The organism is Evansella halocellulosilytica (assembly GCF_002335745.1).
GTDB lineage: Bacteria > Bacillota > Bacilli > Bacillales > Salisediminibacteriaceae > Bacillus_CA > Bacillus_CA halocellulosilytica.
The window spans coordinates 2410593-2436153 of the sequence record NZ_NIST01000001.1; the positions used below are offsets into that span (position 1 = coordinate 2410593).

26 protein-coding genes are annotated in these 25561 nt (G+C 37.0%); 17 read left to right on the top strand and 9 right to left on the bottom strand.

Annotated features, from left to right (window positions below):
• Together ltrA and CD001_RS11405 are read left to right on the top strand one after the other, a co-directional pair.
• Positions 1–1272, top strand: a complete 1272-nt coding sequence (gene ltrA, locus CD001_RS11395; RefSeq protein WP_096187855.1) for a group II intron reverse transcriptase/maturase — start codon at positions 1–3, stop codon at positions 1270–1272.
• 687 nt (positions 1273–1959) lie between these two features.
• Positions 1960–3330: an aldehyde dehydrogenase gene (locus tag CD001_RS11405; RefSeq protein ID WP_096187857.1), complete on the top strand. Its 1371-nt coding sequence runs from the start codon at positions 1960–1962 to the stop codon at positions 3328–3330.
• Positions 3331–3562: 232 nt separating this feature from the next.
• Here the strand turns inward: CD001_RS11405 and CD001_RS11410 are convergent, their stop codons facing one another.
• Entirely contained in the window at positions 3563–4759 is a 1197-nt protein-coding gene (locus tag CD001_RS11410; RefSeq protein WP_179298711.1) for a GNAT family N-acetyltransferase, read from the bottom strand.
• Between the two features lie 400 nt (positions 4760–5159).
• Between CD001_RS11410 and CD001_RS11415 the strand changes: the two genes are divergently transcribed.
• Both CD001_RS11415 and CD001_RS11420 read left to right on the top strand, forming a co-directional pair.
• Entirely contained in the window at positions 5160–6482 is a 1323-nt protein-coding gene (locus CD001_RS11415) for a lysine N(6)-hydroxylase/L-ornithine N(5)-oxygenase family protein (RefSeq protein ID WP_257009792.1), read from the top strand.
• A gap of 247 nt (positions 6483–6729) precedes the next feature.
• Positions 6730–6942, top strand: coding sequence for an LOG family protein (locus CD001_RS11420; protein ID WP_096187859.1), 213 nt, complete (start codon positions 6730–6732; stop codon positions 6940–6942).
• Between the two features lie 207 nt (positions 6943–7149).
• On the opposite strand, the gene CD001_RS11425 is transcribed toward CD001_RS11420, so the two are convergent.
• Both CD001_RS11425 and CD001_RS11430 read right to left on the bottom strand, forming a co-directional pair.
• Complete coding sequence (locus tag CD001_RS11425) at positions 7150–7656, bottom strand: DoxX family membrane protein (RefSeq protein ID WP_096187860.1); 507 nt, start codon at positions 7654–7656, stop codon at positions 7150–7152.
• A gap of 359 nt (positions 7657–8015) precedes the next feature.
• Positions 8016–8291, bottom strand: coding sequence for an acylphosphatase (locus tag CD001_RS11430; RefSeq protein ID WP_096187861.1), 276 nt, complete (start codon positions 8289–8291; stop codon positions 8016–8018).
• Positions 8292–8568: 277 nt separating this feature from the next.
• On the opposite strand from CD001_RS11430, the gene CD001_RS11435 reads away from it, so the two are divergent.
• The gene (locus tag CD001_RS11435; protein WP_096187862.1) at positions 8569–9312 is read left to right on the top strand and encodes a lysophospholipid acyltransferase family protein; all 744 of its coding nucleotides are present in this window, start codon (positions 8569–8571) and stop codon (positions 9310–9312) included.
• A gap of 94 nt (positions 9313–9406) precedes the next feature.
• Positions 9407–9742: an SCP2 sterol-binding domain-containing protein gene (locus CD001_RS11440; protein ID WP_096187863.1), complete on the top strand. Its 336-nt coding sequence runs from the start codon at positions 9407–9409 to the stop codon at positions 9740–9742.
• Between the two features lie 160 nt (positions 9743–9902).
• Here CD001_RS11440 and CD001_RS11445 read toward each other — a convergent pair whose 3' ends face one another.
• Positions 9903–10043, bottom strand: a complete 141-nt coding sequence (locus CD001_RS11445) for an FbpB family small basic protein (protein WP_096187864.1) — start codon at positions 10041–10043, stop codon at positions 9903–9905.
• 170 nt (positions 10044–10213) lie between these two features.
• On the opposite strand from CD001_RS11445, the gene CD001_RS11450 reads away from it, so the two are divergent.
• From CD001_RS11450 to CD001_RS11460, 3 genes are all read left to right on the top strand, one after another.
• Positions 10214–10699 carry a ferritin-like domain-containing protein gene (locus CD001_RS11450; protein ID WP_096187865.1) on the top strand — a complete coding sequence of 162 codons (486 nt, stop codon included), beginning with the start codon at positions 10214–10216 and terminating at the stop codon, positions 10697–10699.
• Positions 10700–10915: 216 nt separating this feature from the next.
• Positions 10916–11887, top strand: coding sequence for an MBL fold metallo-hydrolase (locus CD001_RS11455; protein ID WP_096187866.1), 972 nt, complete (start codon positions 10916–10918; stop codon positions 11885–11887).
• A gap of 97 nt (positions 11888–11984) precedes the next feature.
• Positions 11985–12407, top strand: coding sequence for a hypothetical protein (locus tag CD001_RS11460; protein ID WP_142303580.1), 423 nt, complete (start codon positions 11985–11987; stop codon positions 12405–12407).
• A gap of 20 nt (positions 12408–12427) precedes the next feature.
• Here the strand turns inward: CD001_RS11460 and CD001_RS11465 are convergent, their stop codons facing one another.
• Positions 12428–12694: a hypothetical protein gene (locus CD001_RS11465; protein ID WP_096187868.1), complete on the bottom strand. Its 267-nt coding sequence runs from the start codon at positions 12692–12694 to the stop codon at positions 12428–12430.
• 102 nt (positions 12695–12796) lie between these two features.
• On the opposite strand from CD001_RS11465, the gene CD001_RS11470 reads away from it, so the two are divergent.
• The gene (locus CD001_RS11470) at positions 12797–13591 is read left to right on the top strand and encodes a VLRF1 family aeRF1-type release factor (protein WP_096187869.1); all 795 of its coding nucleotides are present in this window, start codon (positions 12797–12799) and stop codon (positions 13589–13591) included.
• A gap of 114 nt (positions 13592–13705) precedes the next feature.
• On the opposite strand, the gene CD001_RS11475 is transcribed toward CD001_RS11470, so the two are convergent.
• The 3 genes from CD001_RS11475 to CD001_RS11485 all read right to left on the bottom strand — a co-directional run bounded on the left by CD001_RS11475 (position 13706) and on the right by CD001_RS11485 (position 17338).
• Entirely contained in the window at positions 13706–14245 is a 540-nt protein-coding gene (locus tag CD001_RS11475; RefSeq protein ID WP_096187870.1) for a DUF4269 domain-containing protein, read from the bottom strand.
• Positions 14246–14296: 51 nt separating this feature from the next.
• The gene (locus CD001_RS11480; RefSeq protein WP_096187871.1) at positions 14297–16009 is read right to left on the bottom strand and encodes a DUF2207 domain-containing protein; all 1713 of its coding nucleotides are present in this window, start codon (positions 16007–16009) and stop codon (positions 14297–14299) included.
• A 108-nt stretch (positions 16010–16117) separates the two neighbouring features.
• Positions 16118–17338, bottom strand: coding sequence for an MFS transporter (locus tag CD001_RS11485; RefSeq protein WP_096187872.1), 1221 nt, complete (start codon positions 17336–17338; stop codon positions 16118–16120).
• Between the two features lie 190 nt (positions 17339–17528).
• On the opposite strand from CD001_RS11485, the gene CD001_RS11490 reads away from it, so the two are divergent.
• From CD001_RS11490 to CD001_RS11500, 3 genes are all read left to right on the top strand, one after another.
• Entirely contained in the window at positions 17529–17912 is a 384-nt protein-coding gene (locus CD001_RS11490; protein ID WP_096187873.1) for an OsmC family protein, read from the top strand.
• 219 nt (positions 17913–18131) lie between these two features.
• Complete coding sequence (locus CD001_RS11495; protein WP_096187874.1) at positions 18132–19484, top strand: MATE family efflux transporter; 1353 nt, start codon at positions 18132–18134, stop codon at positions 19482–19484.
• A 210-nt stretch (positions 19485–19694) separates the two neighbouring features.
• Positions 19695–20447 carry a YfkD famly protein gene (locus CD001_RS11500; RefSeq protein ID WP_096190581.1) on the top strand — a complete coding sequence of 251 codons (753 nt, stop codon included), beginning with the start codon at positions 19695–19697 and terminating at the stop codon, positions 20445–20447.
• Positions 20448–20505: 58 nt separating this feature from the next.
• On the opposite strand, the gene yfkAB is transcribed toward CD001_RS11500, so the two are convergent.
• On the bottom strand, positions 20506–21624 hold the full coding sequence (yfkAB, locus tag CD001_RS11505; protein WP_096187875.1) for a radical SAM/CxCxxxxC motif protein YfkAB: 1119 nt from the start codon (positions 21622–21624) through the stop codon (positions 20506–20508).
• A gap of 194 nt (positions 21625–21818) precedes the next feature.
• Here yfkAB and CD001_RS11510 point away from each other — a divergent pair, with 194 nt between their 5' ends.
• The 4 genes from CD001_RS11510 to CD001_RS11530 all read left to right on the top strand — a co-directional run bounded on the left by CD001_RS11510 (position 21819) and on the right by CD001_RS11530 (position 25458).
• Positions 21819–22010 carry an SE1561 family protein gene (locus tag CD001_RS11510; RefSeq protein ID WP_096187876.1) on the top strand — a complete coding sequence of 64 codons (192 nt, stop codon included), beginning with the start codon at positions 21819–21821 and terminating at the stop codon, positions 22008–22010.
• A 387-nt stretch (positions 22011–22397) separates the two neighbouring features.
• Positions 22398–23210, top strand: a complete 813-nt coding sequence (locus tag CD001_RS11515) for a hypothetical protein (protein WP_096187877.1) — start codon at positions 22398–22400, stop codon at positions 23208–23210.
• An 885-nt stretch (positions 23211–24095) separates the two neighbouring features.
• Entirely contained in the window at positions 24096–24665 is a 570-nt protein-coding gene (locus tag CD001_RS11525) for a GNAT family N-acetyltransferase (RefSeq protein ID WP_096187879.1), read from the top strand.
• A 154-nt stretch (positions 24666–24819) separates the two neighbouring features.
• Entirely contained in the window at positions 24820–25458 is a 639-nt protein-coding gene (locus CD001_RS11530; protein WP_096187880.1) for a histidine phosphatase family protein, read from the top strand.
• Positions 25459–25561 lie beyond the last annotated feature (103 nt).

The following is a 25561-nucleotide window of genomic DNA, read 5'->3' on the forward strand; positions in this document are numbered from 1 at the left end:
ATGAAAAGACGTGTATGGTACAGTTTGTATGACAAAGTGTACAAGAAAGCGAATCTAGTAAGTGCCTTCTATCAAGTGAAGAAGAATAAAGGTGCACCAGGGGTTGATAAGGTAACAATTGAAGGCTATGAAGCAAAGCTGGAGGACAATCTAGAAGTGCTCCAACAGAAGCTAAAAGATAAACAATATCGACCCAAACCTGGTCGACGAAAGATGATCGACAAAGATAATGGCAAGAAACAACGTCCACTAGGGATACCAACGGTGGAAGATCGCATCGTACAAGCTTCTCTTCGAAATGTATTGGAACCGATCTTCGAAGAAGAATTCCTTCCGTGTAGCTATGGTTTTCGGCCCGGAATAAGTGCTCATATGGCTTTAGACAAAGTCACTGAACACTTGAATGCAGGATACCATTATGTCATCGATGCCGACTTACAATCCTACTTTGACACGATCCCACATGATAAACTGGAACATCAAATAAGGAAACGAGTGACAGATGGGTCTATAATCAAACTCATTCACCGTTTTCTCAGAGCAGGTGTCATGGTAGGAGATCGATACGAAGATACCCCTGAGGGAGCTCCGCAGGGTGGCGTGCTAAGTCCATTACTTTCGAACATCTACGTACATCAGCTTGATCAACTGATGACTGAGCGAGGTCACCGAATCGTCCGTTTTGCGGATGATTTTATCATTCTTTGTAAAAGTTCAAAAGGCGCAGAAAGAGTTATGCGAAGTGTCTCAAGATTTCTTGAGGAAGAGCTAAGTCTAACTGTGAATCAAGAAAAGACTAAAGTTGTCAACGCCAACAAAGAGCCATTTACATTCTTAGGCTATGAATTCATCGGAGATATTCGAAGAATAGACCCTAAGAAAGAGGCGACATTCAAGGAACGAGTGAAAGAAATGACTCGTCGAAACCAAACAGTTGATATTCAACTACTTATCCAAGACAAATTAAATCCATACATTCGAGGTTGGGCAAATTATTTTCGTTATGGAAATGTGAAGAACAAATTCAAAGTATGGGATAGCTGGATAAGAAGACGGTTACGAATGGTACAACTAAGAAGCTGGAGACATATAAAGAACCTCCACCGCCTTCTGAGAAGAAAGGGATGGAGGGAAGAAAACCTTAGAGGAATCCGTATGTTTGCTTGGCGAAGTTCCAAAAGTCCAATGGTTCATGCGGCACTAGACAATAAGTTCTTTTCAGAACTTGGACTCGTTAGTTTATCATCTGTTTATGATGAACGTTATCTCTAAAAGGGATATATGGGAAGAGCCACATGCGAAGATCCGCACGTGTGTGCTCTGTGAGAGGCGTGGTCAGTAATGGCGACGCCTACTCGGTTTTTTTTAAAGCCTGAATCCGTCACGAGCTTCCACACGGATGTGGCGACTTCGGCGTTCCTGCAGGACGTGGGGGGGATAGCCGAAGATCTGGTCTAGCGATTTGCCTCGACGGACAGGACGTCCTAATGCCGGGCATGCCACAGGACGTGGCGTATTGCCCGGTTGACGGACAGGACGTCCTAATGCCGGGCATGCCACAGGACGTGGCGTATTGCCCGGTTGACGGACAGGACGTCCTAATGCCGGGCATACCACAGACGTGGCGTATTGCCCGGTTGACGGAGATAACCACAGAGCGATGCTAGAAGAGGGAGAGGCAGTGCTTTTCTTTATTGTGGTTAAGAAAAAGTGCAGGTGAAGAAATATCTATAATTGTGTAACAACACGATCTGCGTGACAAAATCATATGAGGCTAGTGTATAATAACTAGTATCAATGCACCTATTGGTACAGTGATAGTAGGAATTAAGTATTTCATATTCAGCTAACATTCATGTCGAAATACTGGCAAGATAGTATGTATGGCATGATTCACATCCGAATATATTGGGTATGTATATAGAAGATCGTGTGAAAGAGTAGGGAGTGGTGAACGAAATGAATGAGGTCATTCATAGCTTAGTACAAAAACAAAAAAACTATTTTTATAGTGGGGATACAAAATCAATTGCTTTTCGTGTCAAGCAGCTTGAAAAGCTGAAGGCAGCGATTAAAGAAAGAGAGAACGATATTATCGATGCTGTCTGGAGAGATCTAAACAAATCCCAGCATGAAGCATTTATTTCAGAAATTGGCTTATTATACAGCGAAATAAAAGATATGATCAAAAACGTTGATCATTGGGCAACACCGCGAAAAGAGAAAACCCCTTTGAGCCATACTGGAAGTAAAAGTGTTGTTTATAAAGAGCCGTATGGTGTGACGTTAATTATTGCGCCATGGAATTATCCTTTTCAATTAGCGATTGCTCCGTTAATTGGAGCAATTGGTGCAGGAAATACCGCAATTATTAAGCCTTCGGAGATGACTCCATATACGAGCTCTGTCATTCGCGAACTTATTTCTTCGACGTTTGACGAAGAATTTATTGCTGTCGTTGAAGGAGATGCTGAAACGGCAAAGGATCTGCTAGATGAAAACGTTGATTATATTTTTTTCACAGGCAGCGTAAAAGTGGGTAAAAAAGTGATGGAGGCAGCAGCTAAGCATTTGACACCAGTTACGCTGGAACTTGGAGGTAAAAGCCCGGCGATTGTCATGAAAGATGCAAATGTGAAGCTAGCTGCAAAACGGATTGTGTGGGGGAAGTTTATAAATGCCGGTCAAACGTGTGTCGCACCAGATTATATTCTCGTACATGAAAGTAATCGACGAAAGTTAATTAAATACTTAGTTCAATATATTAAAAAATATTACGGGGATGCAGTAAAACGCCGTCAATTCCCGCAAATCGTGAATGAATGGCATGTTGACCGTCTTGTTGAATTAATAGAAGAAGATAAAGTTTACTATGGAGGAAGCTATGGTCGCGAAGAAAGGTTTGTTGAACCTACGATCATGATTGATGTCACGTATGATGATAAAGTGATGGCAGAAGAAATTTTCGGTCCAATTTTACCAGTCGTCACTTTTGAAAATGATTATGATGTAATAGACCTTGTACGTAAACGTCCGAATCCGCTTGCACTATACTTATTTACACAGAGTCAAAAGAACGAACAAATGGTCCTCGATCATATAGCTTTCGGTGGAGGGTGTGTAAATGATACGCTCATGCATTTAATGACACCTTACATGCCATTTGGTGGTGTAGGTGAGAGTGGAATGGGTGCTTATCATGGAAAACATAGCTTTGATACTTTCACCCATGAAAAAAGTGTATTAAAGCAAACAACAAAATTCGATCTGCCTTTAAGGTATAGTAAATCAAAACGGACATTAAATACACTCCGAAAAATGTGGGAATAAAAAAGCAGAAGAGGGAGCATTGCTCTTTTTTCTGCTTTTTTTATTGCTGTACTAAGGTTCGGTATCATCAAAAAATCACTATTTTATCTCGCCTGTGGACATGGAATACCTTATTTGGAATGTTCTTCATAATCGGACAATAGAGGAATGTGTGTCCACTTAAGGTCTATAAACATCGCATTTAGCAGTAATAGCTGATCCAGTGTCCATCAAAACTTTATTAAATCAACCTTTAAAAGAAATCATAAATAAACGCTGGCTTATAAGGAATCTCTTCTTTTAATCGGTCGAGTTCATCTTGCTCACCATTGATGAACCCTTCTCTAATTAACATTTCTGGCTGCTGTGAACTAAATAAAAGCGCAGATAACGTTTGAATAGTCATATGACAGCCGCGTTTAGGCATGTGTGTGCAAGCGCCATCGGATTTATATGGAAAATATTGAACGTCATTTTTATTCCCTTCTTCATGGGATTGAATAATAAACGTTCCGTCATTCCAGTCGCAAAAATCATCATGGATGTGTAAAATGATCGGTGAGCCGCCTTTTATTCCCTTAAAAGGAACATATGACAAGAAGCTTTTCACATCGACAATTCGCGCCATAAAGTAGGAAGTAACTTCACGTTCTACTTTCGGGTCATCTAGAATAAAAGGAAGTCCATCATTAGCAGTTGTTTTTAACACAACACTATTGATCATCGAATCATGATTTCCGATAAATGTCCATAGAGCGGTGCGAGCTTCAGGATCTAACCATATAAGTTCTTTAATCGTCATTTTATCTTCTTTTACTTCATAAAGCATATAGCCGCGGGCTTCTTCCTTCTCATTATAATAAACCGCAACATTCCCTTTTTTTCGTTTGAAAATAGACCGCTTCCACCAGTCTTCATCACGAATAAGAGTACCGTTATATTGTTCCGCCCATTTTTCATATACAGGCTGCAATACTTCGATAGACGGTTCAATTCGACGTACTGTTCCTTTCGTACTTTTTCTTTGCGGAAGCTGTTCCTTCTTTATTGTAATCGTTTGGGTATCAGCAAACAGCTCCCAACCGAATTTACGATAAAATGGTATTGAAAATGGAAAGAGAAATGAGACTGGGAAACCTTTTTCTTTCATTTCCTGTAGGGAATGGAAAAGCAGATTTTTTACAAGTCCCCCACGACGGTGTTCCGGCCATGTTGCGACTCCAGAAACCCCTGCCATCGGAATGACCTGTCCGTAGTAAAAAATATGAAAAGGGATCGTCGAACTTTTTGATAAGATCTTGCCATCTTCTTCAGCGATCCACGTGTTTTCTGGCTTGATCCACCCACGCCTTTCCCGTCTTTCTTCATCAGTTAATTCAAACTGGAATGCATATTCAGACATTGTGATGCTTAAGTCAACTTCATTTTCTTTTAATTTTCTGTAGTTCAATTTTCCCCACTCCTCTAAGATCATCATAAATGCTAATGCGATGACTCGTGCTAATATTTCGAACTCTTATATAATCATATCGAATTTTTTATAAAAAAAGAAACATTTTATAGTTAAAGGGGGATGTTCAAAAAGTCTGGGAAAAATAGCTTTCGTATCTCTAGGTTGATTCGTTTCTCCGTGAATCAAGTAGGAACACGATATGCTCCGTGACTCAAAGCTTCGTCTCCTTGATCTACTCGCCTCTTTTTGAACAGACACTACTAAATTGTCGTCTGACTCCCTTTAGAATGGACTTTAAAAATGTTTCATGTTTGATTCCTTAAAGGAACGTGAAAACTAAGGAATAAAATAAGCATTTATAATCACAGTGATTATACATAGGGAGTGAGGGTTTGCTATGAAAAGAAATGAAGAAATGTATGATGTCATTGGTATTGGAATCGGTCCGTTTAATTTAGGAATGGCTGCACTATTGGAAGATGTAGATGAAATAAAAGCACAATTTTTTGATGAAACACCAGGGTTTAATTGGCATCCAGGAATGCTTATTGAAGGAGCGGATTTACAAGTCCCATTTTTAGCAGATCTTGTTACTTTTGCTGACCCTACTAGCCGTTTTAGTTTTCTCAATTATTTGCATAGCAATAACCGGCTCTATCAATTTTACTTTTTTAATCGTTTTGATATTCCGCGTCGAGAATATAATGATTATGCTCAATGGGTCGTTACACAACTGACAAATTGTTCTTTCGGTAAGAGAGTGATTGATGTGATTGATCATCATGAGCAACAACAACCATATTATGAAGTTGTTGTTGAAGACCGTGACACCAATGAAAATGAACGCTATTATACGAATCATGTTGTTCTAGGTACAGGAAGCTCTCCTCTCATTCCTAAAGGATTTGCTGGTTTTCCGGATAAGGATATTTTGCATACGAGCCATTATCAGTATGAGTTAGATGGGGTTAAACAAGCTGAAAGAATAATGGTCGTCGGATCTGGCCAAAGTGCAGCAGAAGTGTTTCTCGATTTATTACAACAAACGAATCAATTCGATCAGCATTTGTATTGGGTAACGAGATCACCTTCATTTTTTCAGCTTGAATCTGGAAAATTGGGTCAGGAAGTATTTTCCCCTGATTATCTTGACTATTATCATTCGCTTCCCTATAAAAAACGAATCGAAGAAATTCCTAATTTGCAACATTTAAGACAAGGGGTCGAAGAGAAAACACTGCATGAAATTTATGATCTGCTCTATCATAAATCGATTAACGGTCTCGAAGCTGGAGTGACGATTTTATCTAGTACGAATGTAGAAAAGATTGATAAGAAAGCTGCTAATTATTCCGTTACTTGTGAACATTGGCAATTAGAAAAACAATATAACATTGACGTTAATAAAGTCATCTTAGCAACGGGCTATAAGCCAAATATTCCAGATTGGTTTAATAAATTTAACGATCAAATTGAGTGGGAAGATGATAACCATTATAAAGTTTCTGAAGATTATCGAATTGTTTTTAATGAGCCGCGAGATCATTGCTTTTTTACGGTAACGAATATTGAACATTCACACGGAGCAGGAGCAACAAATCTTGGACTGGCTGTGCAGAGGAATGTGACAATGATTAATCAAATTGCTGGAAAAGAAATTTATCCTGAACAAAGAAACACTGTATTTCAAACTTTCGGCATTATAGAAGATGATGAATGAAGGTTAACACTATTTTTATTTACAACTTAAAATTGTATGAAGAAAGCGAGTGTTATTATGACGACACTTGTTTTTTATACTATTTGATTTATATTACCGATGGACATAGCTTAACATCAATTAAATCTTTCAAGATCCTTTAGCGATAATGAAAAATAAAGATTGTTAAAGGTGTACGTAAGTATGTTGCACTTTTGATAATATAGATTATAATTGGAATTGTTTGTCATCGGAGGGAGGAGCGATTATGAAGAAAATTTGTGTCTTTTGCGGCTCGAGCTTTGGTAAGCATCCTGTTTATACTGAAAAAGCTGCTCAGTTTCGAAACATACTTGCTAATCAACAAAAAGAACTCGTCTATGGTGGTGGTAATGCTGGTTTAATGGGAGAAGTCGCTCGAGCAATTATAAACAATGGCGGCAAAGCTTCGGGAGTCATTCCAAAGGTTAGAAACGTTTGAATATAAGCATATAAACAAGTGGGGATAAAAAGAATGAAGGTATCTCAAAAGCCCTTTAATGCGATAAAACAAAGTGAAACACGAGTAGATGTCGCACTTGTGCTTTGGAGTGAAAGCGTCCGGCAATAGCGATTTCGAAATCTATTTGATTATAAAATGAAAAAAGAGGTGTCCCAAAAATACTTTTGGGGCACCTCCTATGTCATACTAAGCTATTTGCTCGATTGGCTGCTCTTTTGATTTCATTTTAAATACTTTCGTACGGAGGTACGGAATCACCCAGCGGTCACCACCATAGTGGCCTGCATTATAACCAGCTGCGATGATAAAGATACTAAGCAAAATAAGCAAAGGGTTTGAGGAAACTGTACCTGCGAACATGAAAGCAAAGTTCATGACCATTCCGAAAAATACTGCGGCTGTTGTGAATACACCGACTAACAATCCTAATCCGACTAGTAGCTCTCCCCAAGCGACCATAAAACTAAATACACTAGAGTTTGGTATTGCAAAATTTTCAATGAAGGCATGGTAAGTTGGATATTGCTCAATCACCATTTCATTATTTACTACTCCAGTTAAATAACCTGATGCATCAAAACCGTTAGACACTTTTCCCCAGCCAGCAGTTAACCATTGCCATCCTAAATATACTCGTAAAACGGTCAAAATTGCCGCTGCAATTGAATTGTTTCTTAAGAAGTTCATAAACATATGAATCTCCCCTTTCAAGAGATAAATGTGTAATGAAAATGGCTGAAATGTTTTGTTAAAGCTTAAGTTTTATTTGCTAGTGATCACTAACTATCTTTCAATTACATTATAATATAGAAATGGCCATAAATATTGTGAAGTATTGAACAATCTGTAACGAATTAGTGGCATATTTGTGAACTATTGAGCAAGATGGTGGATATAAGGCTAGAAAAGGGGTTTTACGGTGAGTGATTACACGTTCATGTCCCAAAAATATTTGTGTGAGGTGACGGAAGTAAGCTTCTAAAAAAAAGTAAGAAATTGCACGTATTTTTCTATATGTGTTAGAACGCATCATCAACCTTTGTCCAAAAGAACTAAGTATAAATAATCTTAAACTTCGTCTCATTGTTTAAAGGGTGGATATTTTTTAACGATAAATTTGTCACTTTTGCAGGATATTTTGCTTGTTGAATTTTTCTCATAAAGGATCGCACTGCAGATCTATTCCCTTGAACTTCAAATTCTACCGTTCCTTCTGGTGTATTTTTTACCCAGCCTGTTAACTCTGCTTCTAATGCAAGTTGTTTCGTGAAATAACGAAAGCCGACTCCCTGTACACGTCCTTCGACAACTCCTTTATATCTGACCATCTCGTAAAACCTCCTCTACAATATTTTATTCCCTTATAACGAACATGAACCCGTGATGAAATAAATGTACTATGTAAGCATCTTAATAATCTTTCGATTTAATGACTCAAATCCTTACTGGTGGATGCGAGCAGATGGATGGCATATCAACATCTATTATCACGGATTCAGGACGAATGTATTTACCTTGATTTTAGTAAATCAATACAAAAAACAGCAAGCTATCTGCTATAATAGTTTTCAGTGAAAATAGAACATCGTGGGGGAAGAAGAAGTTATGCTGCGTACTGTATTTTGGTTTATTTATTTTTTTAGTTATCTTATTTGTTCGCTGCCAAGTCTCTGGAAGGCGAACCGACTAAAAAAACAAAATAAACAAAGCGAATATGATGCTCATGTAGAAAAGATAACATCTAATTGGGCAAAGTCATTAATTAAAGTTGCGGGGGGAACCATTCACGTCCATGGTAAAGAAAAAATTCCCCGTAATGAAACATTGCTTATTGTTAGTAATCATGTCGGAAACTTTGATATTCCGATTTTATTGGGTCACTTAGGATTGAAAATTGGTTTTATTTCAAAAGTAGAAGTGAAAAAAATTCCAATTGTCAAGTCATGGATGAAACATTTGGAATGTGTTTTTATAGAAAGAAAAAATAGACGGCAAGCTGTAAAAGCGATTATTGAAGGCTCTAGAAACTTACAGAACGGGAATCATATCGTCATTTTTCCAGAAGGTACTCGCAGTAAGGGAAGCCCGATTAATACGTTTAAAAAAGGGAGCTTCAAGCTTGCTACGAAATCAAAAGCGACGATTTTACCTGTTACGATTAATGGCACTCATCGAATGATGGAAGCGAACAATAATATCATTCGCCCAGCTGAAGTTCATGTGACAATTTCTGATCCTATTCGTGTTCACCAAGATCAAGAGGACATGGATCTTAAACAATTAGCAGAAATTGTTCAACACCAAATTGAGAGTCAGCTAAATCATGGGATAGAGAAACAATCAGTATAATTAATGAGTGAAAAAGGGAAATTGTTGAATTAGCGAGAATATGTAATAATGAATGAGTATTCAATCATATTATATTGAAAGGTGGAAGATGAAAATGGCTGTAAGTGAGACATTTGAACAATTAACGAAAAAAATTAATGATAATCCAACACATATAGAAGGGTTGAACATTGTGTATCAATTTAACTTATCTGGTGATGAAGAAGGGACTCATCAGATGAAGCTTGCTAATAATGTGGTGGAATATAATACCGATGAGAAATATGACGCCGATATAACGTTAGAGATGAGCGATAAGAGCTTTATTAAATTAGCAGATGGTGATTTAAATCCGACTACAGCGTATATGACTGGAAAACTAAAAGTAAGAGGCGATTTGTCACTTGCTTTAAAACTGAATACGTTATTAAAAAAATATCAAGGGGAATAGAAAGCTTAAGTCCCTCCTTGGTAAATAAAAAGGGAGCACCGGTAAATCGGCAGCTCCCTTTTTATTGTATTTATACTATCAAAATATATGAAAGATAAGAGTTTCTCAGTAAGCACAATTCGCTTGCTGAAAAACTCTTTAACGACAAACCAAGTTTTGTTTATGCTTTTTGTAGATTTTCTTTTGTGTACTTCTCATCTACTTTTTTTTCAATCTGAGAGATTGCTTTTTTATCGCGAAGTAATTGTTGTTTATTTTCATTAACGAGCTCGTCAAAGCTTTTTGTCATTCTTTTTCTCATTTGAATCAATCCTTTTTAAATCTAAATTTTCTTACAATTCAATTATATACCCTTTTAGGTGTATGTACATGTGAAACTTGTTACAATTTTTTGAACATTTGAAAGATCATTTTTTACAACTGGTCATATATTGAATATTGATTGGGGTTTTATGGAAAGGGGGAGTTAAAATGATCAATCACGAAAACGTTTATGGAAATAATCCAGTGTGGGCTCATTCTCCTGCATGGCATAGTTACGGCTACACAAATGATCAATTAGTGTTAAGAATAATATTACAAATTGTCAGAAGGGAAAGTACGGATGAACTGCTGTTTGATTACTTAAAAGTCATTGCACAAGATGATGAAACAGAACGAATTTTACACAGCATGTTATTGGATGAACGTACACACTTTGATACGTTAAAACAAGTTTATTATTATATTACTGGACGTCCAGCAGAAGTGGATGCACCTATATTTGAACGACCGGAGTCACTTCGGAAAGGGTTGTCAAATATGCTGTTACGTAAGGATAGAAGTGCTAAGCTCTACACACATCTGTGGCTTCATTTAAGCCCTAATTATGCATACTTTGTGTTCCCGTTTATTATTGACGAACAAAACCATATGAGTTTAATAAATTATTTACTAATCAAGCACGTGGCCGTATAAAAACTGATAAATTAAGAGTTTTCACAGGGAGAGCCCTGTGTTTTTTGTGTTGATCCCAGCTCTCACACAGCAAAGTAATCTTTTATATGATGTAACTGATATTTTTTGACGATCCATCCTTTCTGTTGTATTTTCGATGACAAAATAGGAAGGATCGTTTAAAATATAATAAAACCGAATGAATATTCATTCATTATTGAAGTTGAAGGAGGCAATATGAATACGCTTATGAAGCAACTAACAAAAAATATTTTTCAGTTGACCATTCCTACCCCTTTTTTAGTTGGTCCGGTCAATACGTATGTTGTAAAGGGAGATGCTCTTACTCTTATTGATGTTGGCCCTAGAACAGAAGAGGCTTTATTCTCGATGAAAGAGCAGTTAAAGGAATTAAATTTAACTATTAACGATATAGAAAATATTGTGCTTACCCACCATCATCCAGATCATATCGGCTTACTTCATTCATTTTTGCCGAATGCAAAAGTGTTTGGTCATTGGAAGCTAAATCCGTGGTTAATGCGTGATCCAACTTTTATGAATCATTCTCAAAAGTTTTTTATGAATTTGTATCGTGAGCATCATGTACCTGATGAAATGATCGATTCAATTACAAAATCGAACGAGTACTTTTTAAATTATTCAGCCGAAGGACAAGTTGATCAAATTTTAAAAGAAGGTGATGAAATTCCTGGTCTTCCGGGCTGGACTGTTTTAGAAACCCCGGGGCATGCTCAAAGTCATATTTCATTACTTAGTGAAGCAGATAGAACTCTTATTGCAGGGGATCATTTAATTGAACATATTTCTTCTAATGCGATTATAGAGGCACCATATGAAGAAGGAGAAGGACGTCCGAAGACATTACTTCAATACAGAAAATCATTGCAGAAATGCAAAGATATTCACCTTTGCTATTCCGGCCACGGAAACGTAATTGAGGATCCTAAAAAACTGATCTTATCAAGACTAAAAGAACAAGAAAATAAAGCTTTCTATTTTAAAGAGATGCTTGGGGAAGAGCCAATCACATGTTTTGAGCTTTGTAAAAAAGTATATAACCGTATTTATAAAAAACAGCCTGGACTTACATTGTCTGAAACATTAGGTCATCTTGATTATTTAGAGGCTATGAATGAAGTAACGGTCGAAAAAAATGATGGAATCATCTATTATTCTTCTCATTAAAAGGGAGATTTGGATGAAAATTTTTGTTTGATTTAGTCCTTTCTTGGTAAAATGAAAATAAGTACTGTCGATTTATGAATTTTTAGGGGAGGGCTTTATGATGGAAAAGAATCATCAAACAAAAAAGTGGCTCGTTAGAGGGATTATAGTTGGTGCAATTGCAGGAGCTGCGATCGCAGCATCAAATAAAAATGTTCGGGTGAAAGTAACTGACAGTGTCGAATGTTTTAGAAATAAGACGAAGCATTATGTGACGTTATTAAATGAAAACCGTGGACCTTTAGTTGAAAAAATTAGACAATCCGGAGATCGAATTACGTCTGTAGTCGAAAAAGCATCGTCAGATTTTGAAAATATTGTAGAATCTACTCTACATATGAAAGACCATGCGAAGGAGCTTGTTCATGAACTAGAGGAAACGAAAAAAGAATTCCAATCTTTTGCGAGTCATTTAAATGAACAAGGTACAGATCAATTAGAAAATGAGCGGGATTTATTGCCAAAAGCAAAAGAGGAATAAAACATCTATATTAACGCAGTTTAATAATCGAGAAGCTGTAATACTGGCTTCAAAGACCATTTAATAATGATTGTACGGTTTTGCTGAAGGAACGCAAAAGCTTGCTTTTGCATCCCCTTTACATCATTGAAGATCGAGCTTACACGGTTTTCAATAGGCTGTATGATCAATTGTTTCTGAATGGTCATCATGAGAAAGGCTGTCTCAAAAAGACCTGAATCTCTTTTAGAGTTCTGGAGCATTGAGGCAGCCTTTTTCGTTGTTAGCTGAGATTGAATGTTTTTCACACATCATCCGCTTTTTAATCAAAATTATATAAAAAAGTAGTTTGACTAAGCGGATTTAAGGATACATATTTGTACACGCTATTCAAAGGAGGAATATTATATATGGCATTAGCCAAAGAGCTGGAACAATTACGGAGCTTCCGTTGTCCAGAAGGAAAGTGTGTACTGTCTGTTTACTTGAATACTGACCGCTCTGATCAAGATCAACAAAAAGGTGAATGGAAAATCAGGCTAAAGAATGGCTTAAAAAAACTAGAAGAGTACCTTCGTGCTTCTGGCAATGATGAGCAGTTAAAAAGCTATCTGAAGCTGAGGAAAAAAGTTGAGAAAGAGATTCGTGGAAATCAATCACAACTTCAAAAAAGCATTGTAATTTTTGCGTCAGAAGAACAGCATTTATGGTCGGTTCATTATTTGCAAATTCCGGTGGAAACAAGCTTTCGTTGGGAACGAGTACCAATTGTAGACGAGCTTGAAAGAATCCAAAGCGCTTACCCTAAATGTGGCGTCATTTTACCGAATATGGATGAAGTAAAAGTGTATGATGTTGATTTAGGTGAATTAAACGACTCAAGAACGTATACCTTTAACCCAAATACGGAAGAATGGACATTTAAAGAAGGACTTGCGTCAGCAGATCGAATGGCATCAGGGGCTAGTCATGTCGATGACTTTGAACAGCGTTTCAGAGAAAATTTACATCGGTTTTATAAAAAAATGGCGACGAATATCGAACAAATGCAAAGGGACCGTAAATGGCAACAAGTCTATCTCGTTGGAGAGCCTGAGTTGATTCGGTCCTTTGATGACCAGCTTCGTTTGGACGTATCGAAGAAAATAAATAAAAATTTAAATAATGCACGTTCCGCAAAAGTTCTTGAGCATGTGTTTTTATAAATATGAAACGAGCTTGGGCATCCCAAGCTCGTATTTTACCCGTATTGTTTTTTAGCGGACATAGGTCTAAATCATCTTTTAAATCTCACAACACTATTGGAATTTTTCTTCCCATTATTCAATAAATTGTTTCTCTTTGCCAATCCGGATCAATTCATCATAAGGATCGCCTTGAATGTTTAATGCTTGAGCAAAGGCAGGTTCAGTTTTATAACCGTTTTCTTTTAATTCAATGATTCGTTCTTTTAATTCGGGAAAGAGGTTTAGTAAAGCATGCTCAACAACCATATGTTGGTATGCTCTTTGTTTTGTGACAGAAATAGGTTGGGCAAACAATTCAAATTCAAATCCCCCAAAGTGAAAATTTGCTTTAAATACAGGGGTATGACGAATAGTCATATGTTTTACCTTGAAGTGATCATAGTGACCGTATAGTCGATGAACGGATTTTTCAAATGTAGAAAATTGATCTTCCTGTACTTCAAAAATAATATCAAGGTCTGAATTTGTAAGATGAATATTGATAGGAATTGTCCCGCAAAGAACCGGAGTATATTGGACAAGGTCATTCATTAATTCTAGTGATGTTATTGCGTGATAAGCTTTCTGTTGAATGACAGACCCTTCCTTCAAATAATCGATTGTAGTGAACATAATCCCCTCCCATGAGTCCATTTAACACAGTAGTGATGGAGGAGGACCAAGTTAAAATGCACCTGAACCACCACCGCCACCACCCGCACCGCCTCCTGGCATCGAACTAGAGCCGCTTGACGATTGTGTAGTCGTATCACTTGCTGATTTAAACGAGGAACTCATTGTTTGAGATATGAAAGCAATTGTAACAAAATCAACTGAGGACACTGACGATGCACTTGCAATGCCTAAGTGAGAATCTGCTGCTTTTTGTTTAAAAGGTTCAATAAGTTCTTTGTTTTTATCATGCAGCTTTTTTTCGTTTAAGCTTAGTGCATATAAATAAGATCTGATTTGTTCATCTTTTGGCCAGTCACTCCAATCTGATGTAGAGAGTTGTCGATAGTATTGGCGAAACTCTTTCCAGCGATAATATAGTTTTGCGCCTTCATCATTAAATTCTCGGTAAAAAATACTGAAAATCAAAGATATAATAAATAATCCGACCACGAGAAAAAATAAAGGAATGTCATTATTTATAATGAACACGTATGAGAAAGGTGTAATGAGTAAGCCGGTCACACCAATTAAGATTTTTACTCCTGCTTTATTATGATAAAAATTCATCTCTTTGATTTCATTTTTAATCGTTTTTAGCCATTCATGGTAGCTGCTTTGGTAAGCGTCACTGTTCTTTTTCGTAAAAGTTGTTAATTGGTCGAGAGAAAATGTGCCACCTTCTCCAATTTCATAAAACATCCAATTAATAAAGTATTTTTCTTGATCTTTTACCTGATCAAGGTGATTCACTTTAAATGAATTTTCACCTGTTTGCTCAATATTTCCTTTACGGATTAAATTTAATAAAGTAGCTGCAAGCGTATGAGGATTTATATATCCTCTTGAGAACTGGACAGTGGCAGCCAGTGATAATTGTTCTTCTGGAATTTTTTCTATTGATCCTAATGAATGTTTCAATCGATTCGATCGCATTTTATATATTACATAAGCACGTAAATAAATTAATAAATGGAGTAGTGCGACAACTGATACAATGATCGTACCGATTGAAGAGAAATACTCTTGCCTTTCTTCTCGCTCGATTAATTGTTGTGCATATGCTGTTTCATCACGTATAATCTGTTCTTTATACTCAACATTTTCAGATGCTTCTGTTGCAAATAAATCAGCAGGGTATGCAAGACGTATGTCTCCGTTTGTTCCGCTTGGAACGGAACCTAGTTCATAAACAATTTTTCCCCCCTCGTAAATTGTAGCAGTGTTATAGGCTGCATCACGACCATAGGCAAGCACGTCGTCAACGTTTACTTGAGAAGGAGGTGTAATCGCAATCGTGACGTTTTCATAATCGGATTCATTTCGGTCATCAAAAAATGGCCAGTGAAATTGAGTTACGTCATCATAAGTGTCTACTCCGTCTTCGATGACATAAGTTAACTCGATTCGGATTGTTTCATCTGTACCGGAACGATGAATTCTGTGAGTTGATTGATCTGATTCAATGCTAAGCTCATTTCCGTTTTCGAAAGCTTCGAGCTGTTTAATAGCCGATCCTTCCTTAGGGTAAAGGTCTCTTATGATTCCGTTAAACTCGCCATCAAACGTGTACTCGTGCCATTCTCGTACATAAACATCACCGTTTTCTTGCAGCTCTGCTTCGATGATGACATCAGTGATTTGAAAATCGACGGCACCTGCTCCGATTGGAAACAATAAAAAGAGAGAAATAAGCAGAAAAAAGCTGAGAATTCGTTTTATCATTTTGGTCACCTCACTTTTTATTTACGGTCCTTATGAGAAAAAAGTTTCTTGTTTTTGACTTCACATGTCGTTTTATTAAAAGAACACCAGCCGAATGACTGATGTTTTTTATGCAACTTCATTCATTGATTCATTTAAACCTCCTTTACATTTTTCAAATATCATCCCTGCTGAGAATATAAGCAGGAGCATTCCGCTTAATGAATAATAAATTGCCCCTTGACCGATTGTTTCAATCAACCAGCCGCCGACAGTGGGACCTACCATACTCCCTACTCCGAAAAGAACGGCTACCATCACATTCCCTGTAGGTAAAAGATCAGCAGGCACGAGGTCAGCTAAGTAAGCAATACCGAGTGAAAAAAGTGATCCGAGGAGCATTCCTGCAAAGGTGAATAATGACCAAAGCAGTAATTGGTTTTCTTCAACAAAGCTCATTGACAAAAAGACGATTGTACCTAAAAAAACGAGCGAATGGAGAACACGGCTCCGTCCAACTTTGTCACTAAGCATTCCTAATGGCAGTTGGGTTAGTAAACTGCCGAAAACAAAACTAGGTAATAAAAAGACGGTGACAAACTGCATATCAAGATCAAAGCGCATCGCATAAACAGGGAAATTACCGTGCAGAGATGCTTCTAAATAGCCGAAGCAAAAACCTGGAAGTAAGGCAAACCAAGCTAACTTTAGTACTTTTTTATAACGAGAGAAAGTGCCTAGCTGAGAAGCTGTTTCAAAGTCACCTTTCGGCCACTCATTTTTTAAGAAAAGCATAAATATCCAGGCAATAATACTAGCAGATGATGCAATAATGAAAGGTAAATAATCATTAATTGTTAATAATCTCGTCATCATCGGACCAATTCCAAAACCCATACCGAAAGCAAGTCCGTATATTGCAAGCTGACGTCCGCGCTTTTCTTTCGTACTCGTTGTACTAATCCAAACTTGGGTCGAAAAGTGAATTAAATTATCTGCAATCCCAACGACCATTCGTAATACAAACCAAAACCAAAATGCTTGCCATAACGGAAATAGCATAAGAGCAATGACTAGCATAATGAGTCCAATAATAATAACTGGTTTATATCCGTACTTACGCACTGGTTTTTCAATAAAAGGTGAGATTAAAATAATTCCGATATAAAGGGCTGCAGCATTTAGGCCATTTGCTGATGAGGAAACTCCTGCGTGTTCTAGCATGACAGCGAGGACAGGCAGAAGCATTCCTTGGGAAAAACCTGCAATAAGTACCATTGCTACAAGTACCCAGTATCGATAGGTTGGGTGATTTTCTGTTGAGTAATTAGGTAGGTTGTTATTGTTCATAATGTTGTCTCCAATCGGGCGAAGGTCAATGTCGTGTACACTATCTATTCTAATTCGTTTTAGATTGATTTCAAGGAAAGAGTTTTTAACGTGACGAATGAATGATCATAAGGTTAAAATAATAGAGGATGATCAAAAAGTTTCGGAAAAATAACTATTATGAAAAATAATTGAAAAGGGTGGTTATGCAATGAAATTTCAAATGAAAGAGAATGGGTTTGAAACAGAGGTTGAATTCGGTACATTACAAGTTTCAGGAAATGAACATTACGGGTTTCGTCCATATCAATTAATGGTTAGCTCAATCGCAGTATGCGGTGGAGGTGTTTTACGTAAAGTACTAGAAAAGCAACGAATGGCAGTAACAGATATGACCGTTGATGCAGATGTTGAGCGTAATCCAGATGAGGCGAACAAAATCACAAAAATTCATTTGCATTATACCATTACAGGAGAGAACTTAAATGAAGCAAAAGTAGAAAAGGCGATAGAATTAGCAAGGAAAAATTGTCCAATGGCTCAGACTGTCATTGGAGCGGTTGAATTGACGGAAAGTTTTTCAATAGAATCATGAATGAGAAGAGACAGACTGTTTATAACATGATGACCTAGATCATGTCGGTTAGACTTAGACAGTTGTCTCTTTTCTCGTTTAAGAATGATTATTGATTCGGTTTAAGATGTAGTTCTTCTTGGAAAATTAGTAACTTGTATACGTTTTTGAGTGAGAGTCTTACGAGTACTTGCACTTATGTCCTAACATTGTCTGACTTATACGATAAGGATGATCACAATGGAGCAAAAACAATACGACTTTACTGAAGGCAGCATTCTTTCAAAAATGATCTTTTTTTCTGCCCCAATTTTTTTAGCAAACCTTTTACAAGCTTCGTATCAGTTAATCGATTCGTTATGGGTCGGGAATTTACTAGGCGCGAATGCATTAGGTGCAATAGCGATATCAGGAACGGTAATCTTTACAATTTTATCGTTTATCATCGGTATCAACACAGCGGCTCTTACAGTTTTGTCGCAATATAAAGGGGCTAAAGATAATGAGGGGTTAAAAGCTTCCTTGAATGCTTTCGTTGTCATTTTAGGGTTAATGACACTTGCACTTGGAATATTCGGCTTTATGTTTTCCGGAAGCATTTTAAGATGGATGGGCACACCAGATGATATTTTGCCACTGGCAACTTCTTATTTGCGTATTAATTTTATAGGGATTATTTTCCTTTTCGGGTATAACTTTATCGCCACCGTTTTAAGGTCGCTAGGTGACAGTAAAACACCGGTTCGGTTCGTGCTCCTTGCTGTTATTTTAAATGCTATATTTGATCCGTTATTTATTGCTGGGTTTAATTTAGGTATTGATGGAGCAGCATATGCAACGATTGTCTCACAAGGAACTGCTTTTTTGTATGGACTTATCTATTCAATTAAAAAGGCGAATGTTCCATTTACATTACCTGTTTGGCCAACAATCTTTTTACTGAAAAAAATATTTAAACTCGGTTTGCCTTCAGGACTATCTATGATGGTCATATCCGGCGGAGTACTAGCGATTATGACGGTCGTTACATCATTTGGCGAGGAAGTGGTTGCTGGATTCGGTGCAGCACAGCGCTTAGACAGTTTAATAATGCTTCCAGCACTGACATTAGGGTCAGCAATAAATAGTATGGCAGGTCAAAATATCGGTGCTAGACAGTGGGATCGTGTAAATGATATCGCGAAAAGCGGGATAGTACTCATTTTAGGAGTATCGTTTGCGATTGGTGCAATTGTGTTTATCGGTGCCGAGTGGATGATTTCCTTATTTGTTCAAGACCCTGAAACTGTCGCATTTGGAAAAATGTATGTACAAACGATTGCCTTTTTCTACCCGTTCTTAGGGATTAATTTCGTGTTGAACGGTGTAGTTCGGGCAGCTGGAGCAATGTTTCAAGTGTTTATTTTAAATACAATCTCATTTTGGGTCCTTCGCTATCCGGTTACGTACTTATGCTCTTCCTTGTTCGGAGAGAAAGGGATTGCAATCGGAATGGCTGTCAGCTTTGTCATTAGTAGTATCATTGCTGCAGGGTATTTCTTATTTGGACGTTGGCGGGAATTGAAAGTCATCGAAGATGGGGAAGAGGCTTAAAGGGCTTGAACGAATGTATGTTAATAAGTATCGATTGACGTTCGTTTTTTGCATTTATTTCCGCTCTCCTTTTTAACCAATGAGGGATATTTTTTCAACTTGTAGAAAAACTAAGGAAAACTGATCTCACCTTGGTTGAAGGAGGATAATAAAGTGAAAAAGAAAGGTCTTCTTTTACTCGTATTTTCATTACTTGTGCATGTTTTTTTTATGACGAATGTATTTGCGGAAGAACAGGACGAAGAGGAAGAGGGTAAGCTGATTCCGGATTCTGCAGTGGAAATATCGAAGGAAAACACATATCCGAATCCTACTCAAGATCTCCCACGGTTAAAACCGAGTGAATTAGCGGATGAATTATTACAGTCAACAGAGATAACGATTGAAAATCCAGAGCTTATAAAAATTTTTAATGAATCTGCGATAAAAGGGTCAAAGTTAGGGTTCGATATGAACGTTTCGATCTATTTAGGTCAATGGCCGTTAGCTTATGAGTCAGATGAAACGAAAATTAACTGGGATTTCGAAAAGGTAAATACAAATATGGTTGATAATCGCGGTGGCAAAGATTCAAAGAAAATATCGTACAGCCAAGAGCAGCAGAAGCGGATTAAAGGTGGATTAACAGCTGAAGTTCCGAATGGTGATACCGTCCAAAAAATGATGATGATTAAAGCGATGGAGAAAACGAATTTACCGCTAAGTTTTTCCACAGTGATCGGATATGGGACGAAAGCAGAGCGTGTTTACAATGTGCCGGCAAAAACGATGGGCTACTTAACGGCATTTGCACCAGCTGTAAATGAAAAAGGGAAAGTCACTTATGGTGAAGTCTACTTAAGAATTAAAAGAGATAACACGTGGCTTGAAGTGAAAAATGTAACACAGCAAGGTATCGGAGCATGGATTCCGATTCAGGATCATATTAACTTAAAACTGCAAAGCACGAATCAACCCCGCTAAAAAAGAACAAAAATGGAAAAGACAACCAGGTGCCTGGCACCTGGTTGTCTTTTTCCATTTATTTCGTTACGAGTGCTTTTCGTGTCGTAAAGTCTACTTCTTTGTAATATGCATTTTTTACGAGTAAATTCGGACCAAGACATTCGGCAGCAGGGCAATGGCAATCAATGCTTTCTGCAAGGCTTGACTTTTTCCAGCGGTTATACGCTTCAATAAATGTCGTATCTTCGATATTTCCTAGTGGCTCAGCATCATGAAAGTCAGTGACGTTAATACTGCCATCAAAAATATCGACATTCAGCCTCGAACGACCATCTGGATCATTTCGAACGGTGACATTTTCTTCGTTATACAGTCTTCGAAGTAAGTTCTGATCTTCTTTACTCGTATTACAAGGATAAAATGGTAACGTTCCAAACAGCATCCAAACCTGTTTATCTCGATGGTCTAACAACCGGTGGATTCCTTGACGTATTTCATCTAACGTCGCAATTGACAAAGCACTTGCAAAGTCGCTAGGGTACATCGGGTGTACTTCATGGCGTTGACAGCCCATTTCAATAATCTGATCATGAATATTTTCAAGGTGTGGTAACGTTCGTTTATTGATCATCGTCTCAGCAGAAACCGTTACACCTTTGCTCGTTAAATATTTGCTGTTTTCAACCATCTGTTTAAAGTAAGTTTGCCGCTGTTTCATAGAAGGCTTTCGCTCCATAACCGCAAAACCAATGTCTGTAAAATCTTCAACACTTCCATAATTATGTGAAATGTGCAAAACATCTAAGTATGGAACGATCAATTCATATCGTTCAACTGGCAACGTTAAATTCGAATTGATTTGAGTACGAACCCCTCTTTCGTGGGCATACTTTAACAAAGGCACAACATAGTTTTTGACAGATTTCATCGATAGCATCGGTTCACCGCCTGTAATACTTAAAGAACGAAGGTGCGGAATGTCATCCAGTCTTCGAATGAATAGATCAAGTGGCAAAGCATCAGGGTCTTTCGTCTGCAGCGAATAGCCTACTGCACAATGCTCACATCGCATATTACACAAATTTGTTGTCGTAAATTCTACATTTGTTAAGCGCTGTTCTCCATATTCTTTTATATCTAGATAAGCTTCCCACGGATCGTAAGAAGGGGTAATTGGTGGTTTTGTGTTTAGCATTTAAAACGTCCTTTCCGAATTAACACATCGTTAATCATCATACATGATTTTTCGTTGATTGAGAATGGAATGATTAGAGGAAAGTCTATGAAAAGGGAAGAATCTTTGATATACTTTGACATTGTCGAAAAGCCGAAACAACTTAATTTTTCGTAAAAAACGGTTCGAATTGCATATTAGAAAGGGGCACTTACATGAATAACATGCAAATGGGGAAGGAAGAGAAGATGAGCCTTCTTCACCAACGAATGGAACATCTTGTAAAAATGCTGGATTCTATTGATCCTGAAAAAGCAGGAGTGGAAGACATTGATCGTATTATTGAAAAACTTGATGAATTAGAAAAACAATGTCAGAGCTACCGAAAAGAAATAGATGGGGAATAATGTGGAAGGTCGACTTAAACGTCGTCCTTTTTATGTTTTAGTATCAAAATTGATAAAACCTATGGCTGATCGTATAACTAATAACTGAAACTCAGGCTTGCACGAAAGCATAAGAATTTTTAGGGCAGATTAATTCGCTAGCTTAGAAACTCTTTAACGATAAGCCAAGTTTTGTTTAAAAGATCTTTTCTCCTAAAGATAAAAGCAACTTTTAAAGAAATCACATAATTTTTTACATTTTTATTTAGAGCAACGAAACATTGCTACTGTCGTTGTTTTGATATCTTAAAATAACTCAAAACATTCTAGTATTCAGATTTTACTTACTCTTTTTTCGGAAAATTGTTATAATCCAATAGGATTAAATTTTTTAGGGGGAACAATATAATGAATCGATTTTTAAAGACTTTAGCCTTAGGTTCTTTATCCTTCGCTCTTGTTGCTTGTGGCTCGACTGAAGAAGAAACAGAACAAACAGGTGCTCCAGACGAAGACGACACAGAAGAGGGTGTGGAAGAGACAGAAGAAGATACAACGAATGAAGAAGGTGCTGAAGAAGCAGAAGCTGGAATGCCTTTTACCGTATTAGAATCAGCTGACGATGAACTTCGTGTTGATGTTGATGGTGAAGAAGTTGTTCATGATGCATCGATCTATTCAACAAGTTTTGATAAGGAAGTGAAGCAGCTTGAAGGCATGACCTTTGATTATACAGAACAGGGCCAGCCAATTGCTTTTGCTGTATATGAAGACGAAGATCATGATTTACAAGATGTCTACTTTGAAATTGAAGAAAACCTTATTTTAGACGGGGGAGAACCGATTACTCGTCCTGTTAACGTTGAAAGTGAAATGGACATGGAGCAGCGTATGCTCGAAAATCGTGGTCATGTTGAAACTGCTGAGCTGCATCTTCTTGATGAAAGTACACCATTCCATTTTTACGCTGAAGTAGAAGGGGATGCAAGTCGCCCTGGAAACTTCCCAGAAAATATTGATGGTCAAGAATATCGTCAATATTCATTCTATGAAATTACTGAAAATGGACGTTATATCGTAACGATTCAACTGCCAACGAATGTTGATGTAGAAGTGGAGGCTACTGCGATTGCATTAGCACTCTCATATGAGTCAGATGAGGAAATGTCAGCAGACGACCTAGAAGAGGTTGAAGGTGACGAGGAAACAACAGAGGAATAACGAAGTTTAATCGAGGAACTCAACAGAGTCAGGAGTTCTGTTTAGAAAGAGAAAATTAAAATAACTTAGGAAAACGAGGCCTTTTCATTTATTGGATTGGTCTCGTTTTTGCTACTAAAGAATACATTACATATTTGCCTGATTCATTTATTTCGTTAATACTTTTTATGAAGTACACGGGAATATTATCATGGTATAATTATATGATATACTTAACAGCCTTGAATGATCTAAATACTTTTAATAAAGAAAAAGTTATTAAGTATACTAAATATTTGATTGATAATAGAAGAAAACAGATTCAAAAAATCTCACTAGTAAATCAAGACATTACACCAGAAAATTTAATCTTAAATCTTGATAAAATATCAATTATTGACCCATTTCCAAAGTTAGATTTTGATTTAAAATATGCAGCTTACTTTGTTTTTTGTTAAAAATTTCTTTTACCTGCTTTTGCAAATGCTCCAAGATACTTAAATCATGCATATTATAATAAAGTTAATATCCTTCATGAAATAGCAGATGGATTTATACAAGGATACTTTTAAAATCACACTAGCTATGAATTTACAATTCAAAATGAGAGGTTGTTAATGAGCGAATATACTTAATAGACACTCCAGGAAGCTCATGAGCATTTTGAAATATTAAATAAAGGTAATCTAAATAATAAAATAATTCAACAAATGGGGAATAGAGAAATCATAAAATCCAGGTTATTACTCTGCTTGGGAGAATTAGAAATACTATGTTCTGAAATCTAAAACATTGTGAAGGAATTCACTTCAACTAACGGGAAGAGATAGCAAAAGAAGCTGTTGCAGCCCTTTTTCTACAAACGGGAAGAATCTTAAAAATAATATAAATTGAGGAGAGGTTATTATGTCCCTAGATAATGATACATTTCCCTTACTTGAGACTAAAAGATTACTGTTAAGGAAAGTTAACAAAGAGGATGCGAAAAGCATACTGAATTATCTGTCTGATAAAGAAGTAGTGAAGTATTATGGATTAGCACCTTTCAAATCTATAAATGATGCTCTAGATGAAATTTCGTGGTATCAATCAATACAAAGCAATAAAACTGGTATTAGATGGGGAATTACGTTAAAAGAGCAAGGAATTGTAATTGGCAGTTGCGGTTTTCATAACATTGTTTCTCAGCATTTCCGTACTGAAATTGGTTTTGAATTGAGTAAAGATCAGTGGGGAAAAGGTATAGCTGTTGAAGCCGTTGAGGCTATAATAAGGTACGGATTTGAACGTATGAATTTTAATAGAATAGAGGCTTTAATCGAGCCTCCTAATTTATCATCACAAAAGTTAGTAGAAAAAATGGGTTTTATTAGAGAGGGATTATTAAGGAATTATGAATTCACATGTGGAAAATTTGATAATTTATATATGTACTCTTTATTGAAACAAGACTTTGATAAAATTAAAAGTAGTTAGGCGAAAAAAATATATTAGTAACGAAGAACGATTGCATAAAAAAGAGTTATCTCTTTTGTTTTTTCACAGATGATTATACAATGGAAAATTATATAGTGAATGTACGCTTTTACAAATGTGATGATCGTTTGATAAACGTTGGGAGGTTAATCGAGTGAAGCTTTATTTAGTAAGACATGGACAATCAGAAGCGAATGAAAAAGGAATTATTCAAGGTCATGCGAACTTTCAGTTAACTAGTTTAGGAAAAAAACAAGCTGAACTTGCTGGGGAGTTTTTTTCAACCATTCATTTAGATGCGATCTATTCAAGTGATTTAGATCGTGCTTATGATACAGCTAAAGGGATTGAAAAGCACCATCCATTAACGGTTCAACGGTGGGATAAGTTAAGAGAAGTAGGGCTAGGTCCACTAGAAGGAAAAACACGTCAACAGTTAAAAACAGAGTATCCTAATTTAGGCACAGGGTCATTATTATTGTCTGGTGTAAAAGGCAGTGAAACACGTGAAGAAATTACGACGCGTTGTGGCTACGTCCTTGAACAATTGAGAGCAGCCCACAAAAACGACACGATTGCTCTCGTTTCACACGGCGGTTTTATTAGTATCCTACTTATGTACATGATCGCTGGAGATAGCTGGTATAACCTTGACCGCCCATTTATCATTGGAAATACTGGAGTGAACCTCGTAGAATATGATGAAAAAAATCAAGTGAAATTTCATTATACAAACCGAACCGATCATTTAGAAAAAGGCGAAAACTTACGATCCTCGACCGTGCTTTATTAAACCATATGGGAAATGTATCCAGGTGCCAGGCACCTGGATACATTTCCCATTTCATTTGTCGACCCTTTCAAAATATACCGCCAACTGTAAAGGGTTTCATAGT

Excerpts from the sequence above, each read along its gene's own strand:
- CD001_RS11420 (WP_096187859.1), top strand. The coding sequence starts at position 6,730 with ATGAAGAAAATTTGTGTCTTTTGCGGCTCGAGCTTTGGTAAGCATCCT.
- CD001_RS11455 (WP_096187866.1), top strand. The coding sequence starts at position 10,916 with ATGAATACGCTTATGAAGCAACTAACAAAAAATATTTTTCAGTTGACC.
- CD001_RS11490 (WP_096187873.1), top strand. The coding sequence starts at position 17,529 with ATGAAATTTCAAATGAAAGAGAATGGGTTTGAAACAGAGGTTGAATTC.
- CD001_RS11495 (WP_096187874.1), top strand. The coding sequence starts at position 18,132 with ATGGAGCAAAAACAATACGACTTTACTGAAGGCAGCATTCTTTCAAAA.
- CD001_RS11435 (WP_096187862.1), top strand. The coding sequence starts at position 8,569 with ATGCTGCGTACTGTATTTTGGTTTATTTATTTTTTTAGTTATCTTATT.
- CD001_RS11430 (WP_096187861.1), bottom strand. The coding sequence starts at position 8,291 with ATGGTCAGATATAAAGGAGTTGTCGAAGGACGTGTACAGGGAGTCGGC.
- CD001_RS11460 (WP_142303580.1), top strand. The coding sequence starts at position 11,985 with ATGATGGAAAAGAATCATCAAACAAAAAAGTGGCTCGTTAGAGGGATT.
- CD001_RS11470 (WP_096187869.1), top strand. The coding sequence starts at position 12,797 with ATGGCATTAGCCAAAGAGCTGGAACAATTACGGAGCTTCCGTTGTCCA.
- CD001_RS11515 (WP_096187877.1), top strand. The coding sequence starts at position 22,398 with ATGAATCGATTTTTAAAGACTTTAGCCTTAGGTTCTTTATCCTTCGCT.
- CD001_RS11405 (WP_096187857.1), top strand. The coding sequence starts at position 1,960 with ATGAATGAGGTCATTCATAGCTTAGTACAAAAACAAAAAAACTATTTT.
- CD001_RS11440 (WP_096187863.1), top strand. The coding sequence starts at position 9,407 with ATGGCTGTAAGTGAGACATTTGAACAATTAACGAAAAAAATTAATGAT.
- CD001_RS11480 (WP_096187871.1), bottom strand. The coding sequence starts at position 16,009 with ATGATAAAACGAATTCTCAGCTTTTTTCTGCTTATTTCTCTCTTTTTA.
- CD001_RS11475 (WP_096187870.1), bottom strand. The coding sequence starts at position 14,245 with ATGTTCACTACAATCGATTATTTGAAGGAAGGGTCTGTCATTCAACAG.
- CD001_RS11415 (WP_257009792.1), top strand. The coding sequence starts at position 5,160 with ATGAAAAGAAATGAAGAAATGTATGATGTCATTGGTATTGGAATCGGT.
- yfkAB (WP_096187875.1), bottom strand. The coding sequence starts at position 21,624 with ATGCTAAACACAAAACCACCAATTACCCCTTCTTACGATCCGTGGGAA.
- CD001_RS11500 (WP_096190581.1), top strand. The coding sequence starts at position 19,695 with ATGACGAATGTATTTGCGGAAGAACAGGACGAAGAGGAAGAGGGTAAG.
- CD001_RS11425 (WP_096187860.1), bottom strand. The coding sequence starts at position 7,656 with ATGTTTATGAACTTCTTAAGAAACAATTCAATTGCAGCGGCAATTTTG.
- CD001_RS11450 (WP_096187865.1), top strand. The coding sequence starts at position 10,214 with ATGATCAATCACGAAAACGTTTATGGAAATAATCCAGTGTGGGCTCAT.
- CD001_RS11485 (WP_096187872.1), bottom strand. The coding sequence starts at position 17,338 with ATGAACAATAACAACCTACCTAATTACTCAACAGAAAATCACCCAACC.
- ltrA (WP_096187855.1), top strand. The coding sequence starts at position 1 with ATGAAAAGACGTGTATGGTACAGTTTGTATGACAAAGTGTACAAGAAA.
- CD001_RS11510 (WP_096187876.1), top strand. The coding sequence starts at position 21,819 with ATGAATAACATGCAAATGGGGAAGGAAGAGAAGATGAGCCTTCTTCAC.
- CD001_RS11445 (WP_096187864.1), bottom strand. The coding sequence starts at position 10,043 with ATGAGAAAAAGAATGACAAAAAGCTTTGACGAGCTCGTTAATGAAAAT.
- CD001_RS11525 (WP_096187879.1), top strand. The coding sequence starts at position 24,096 with ATGTCCCTAGATAATGATACATTTCCCTTACTTGAGACTAAAAGATTA.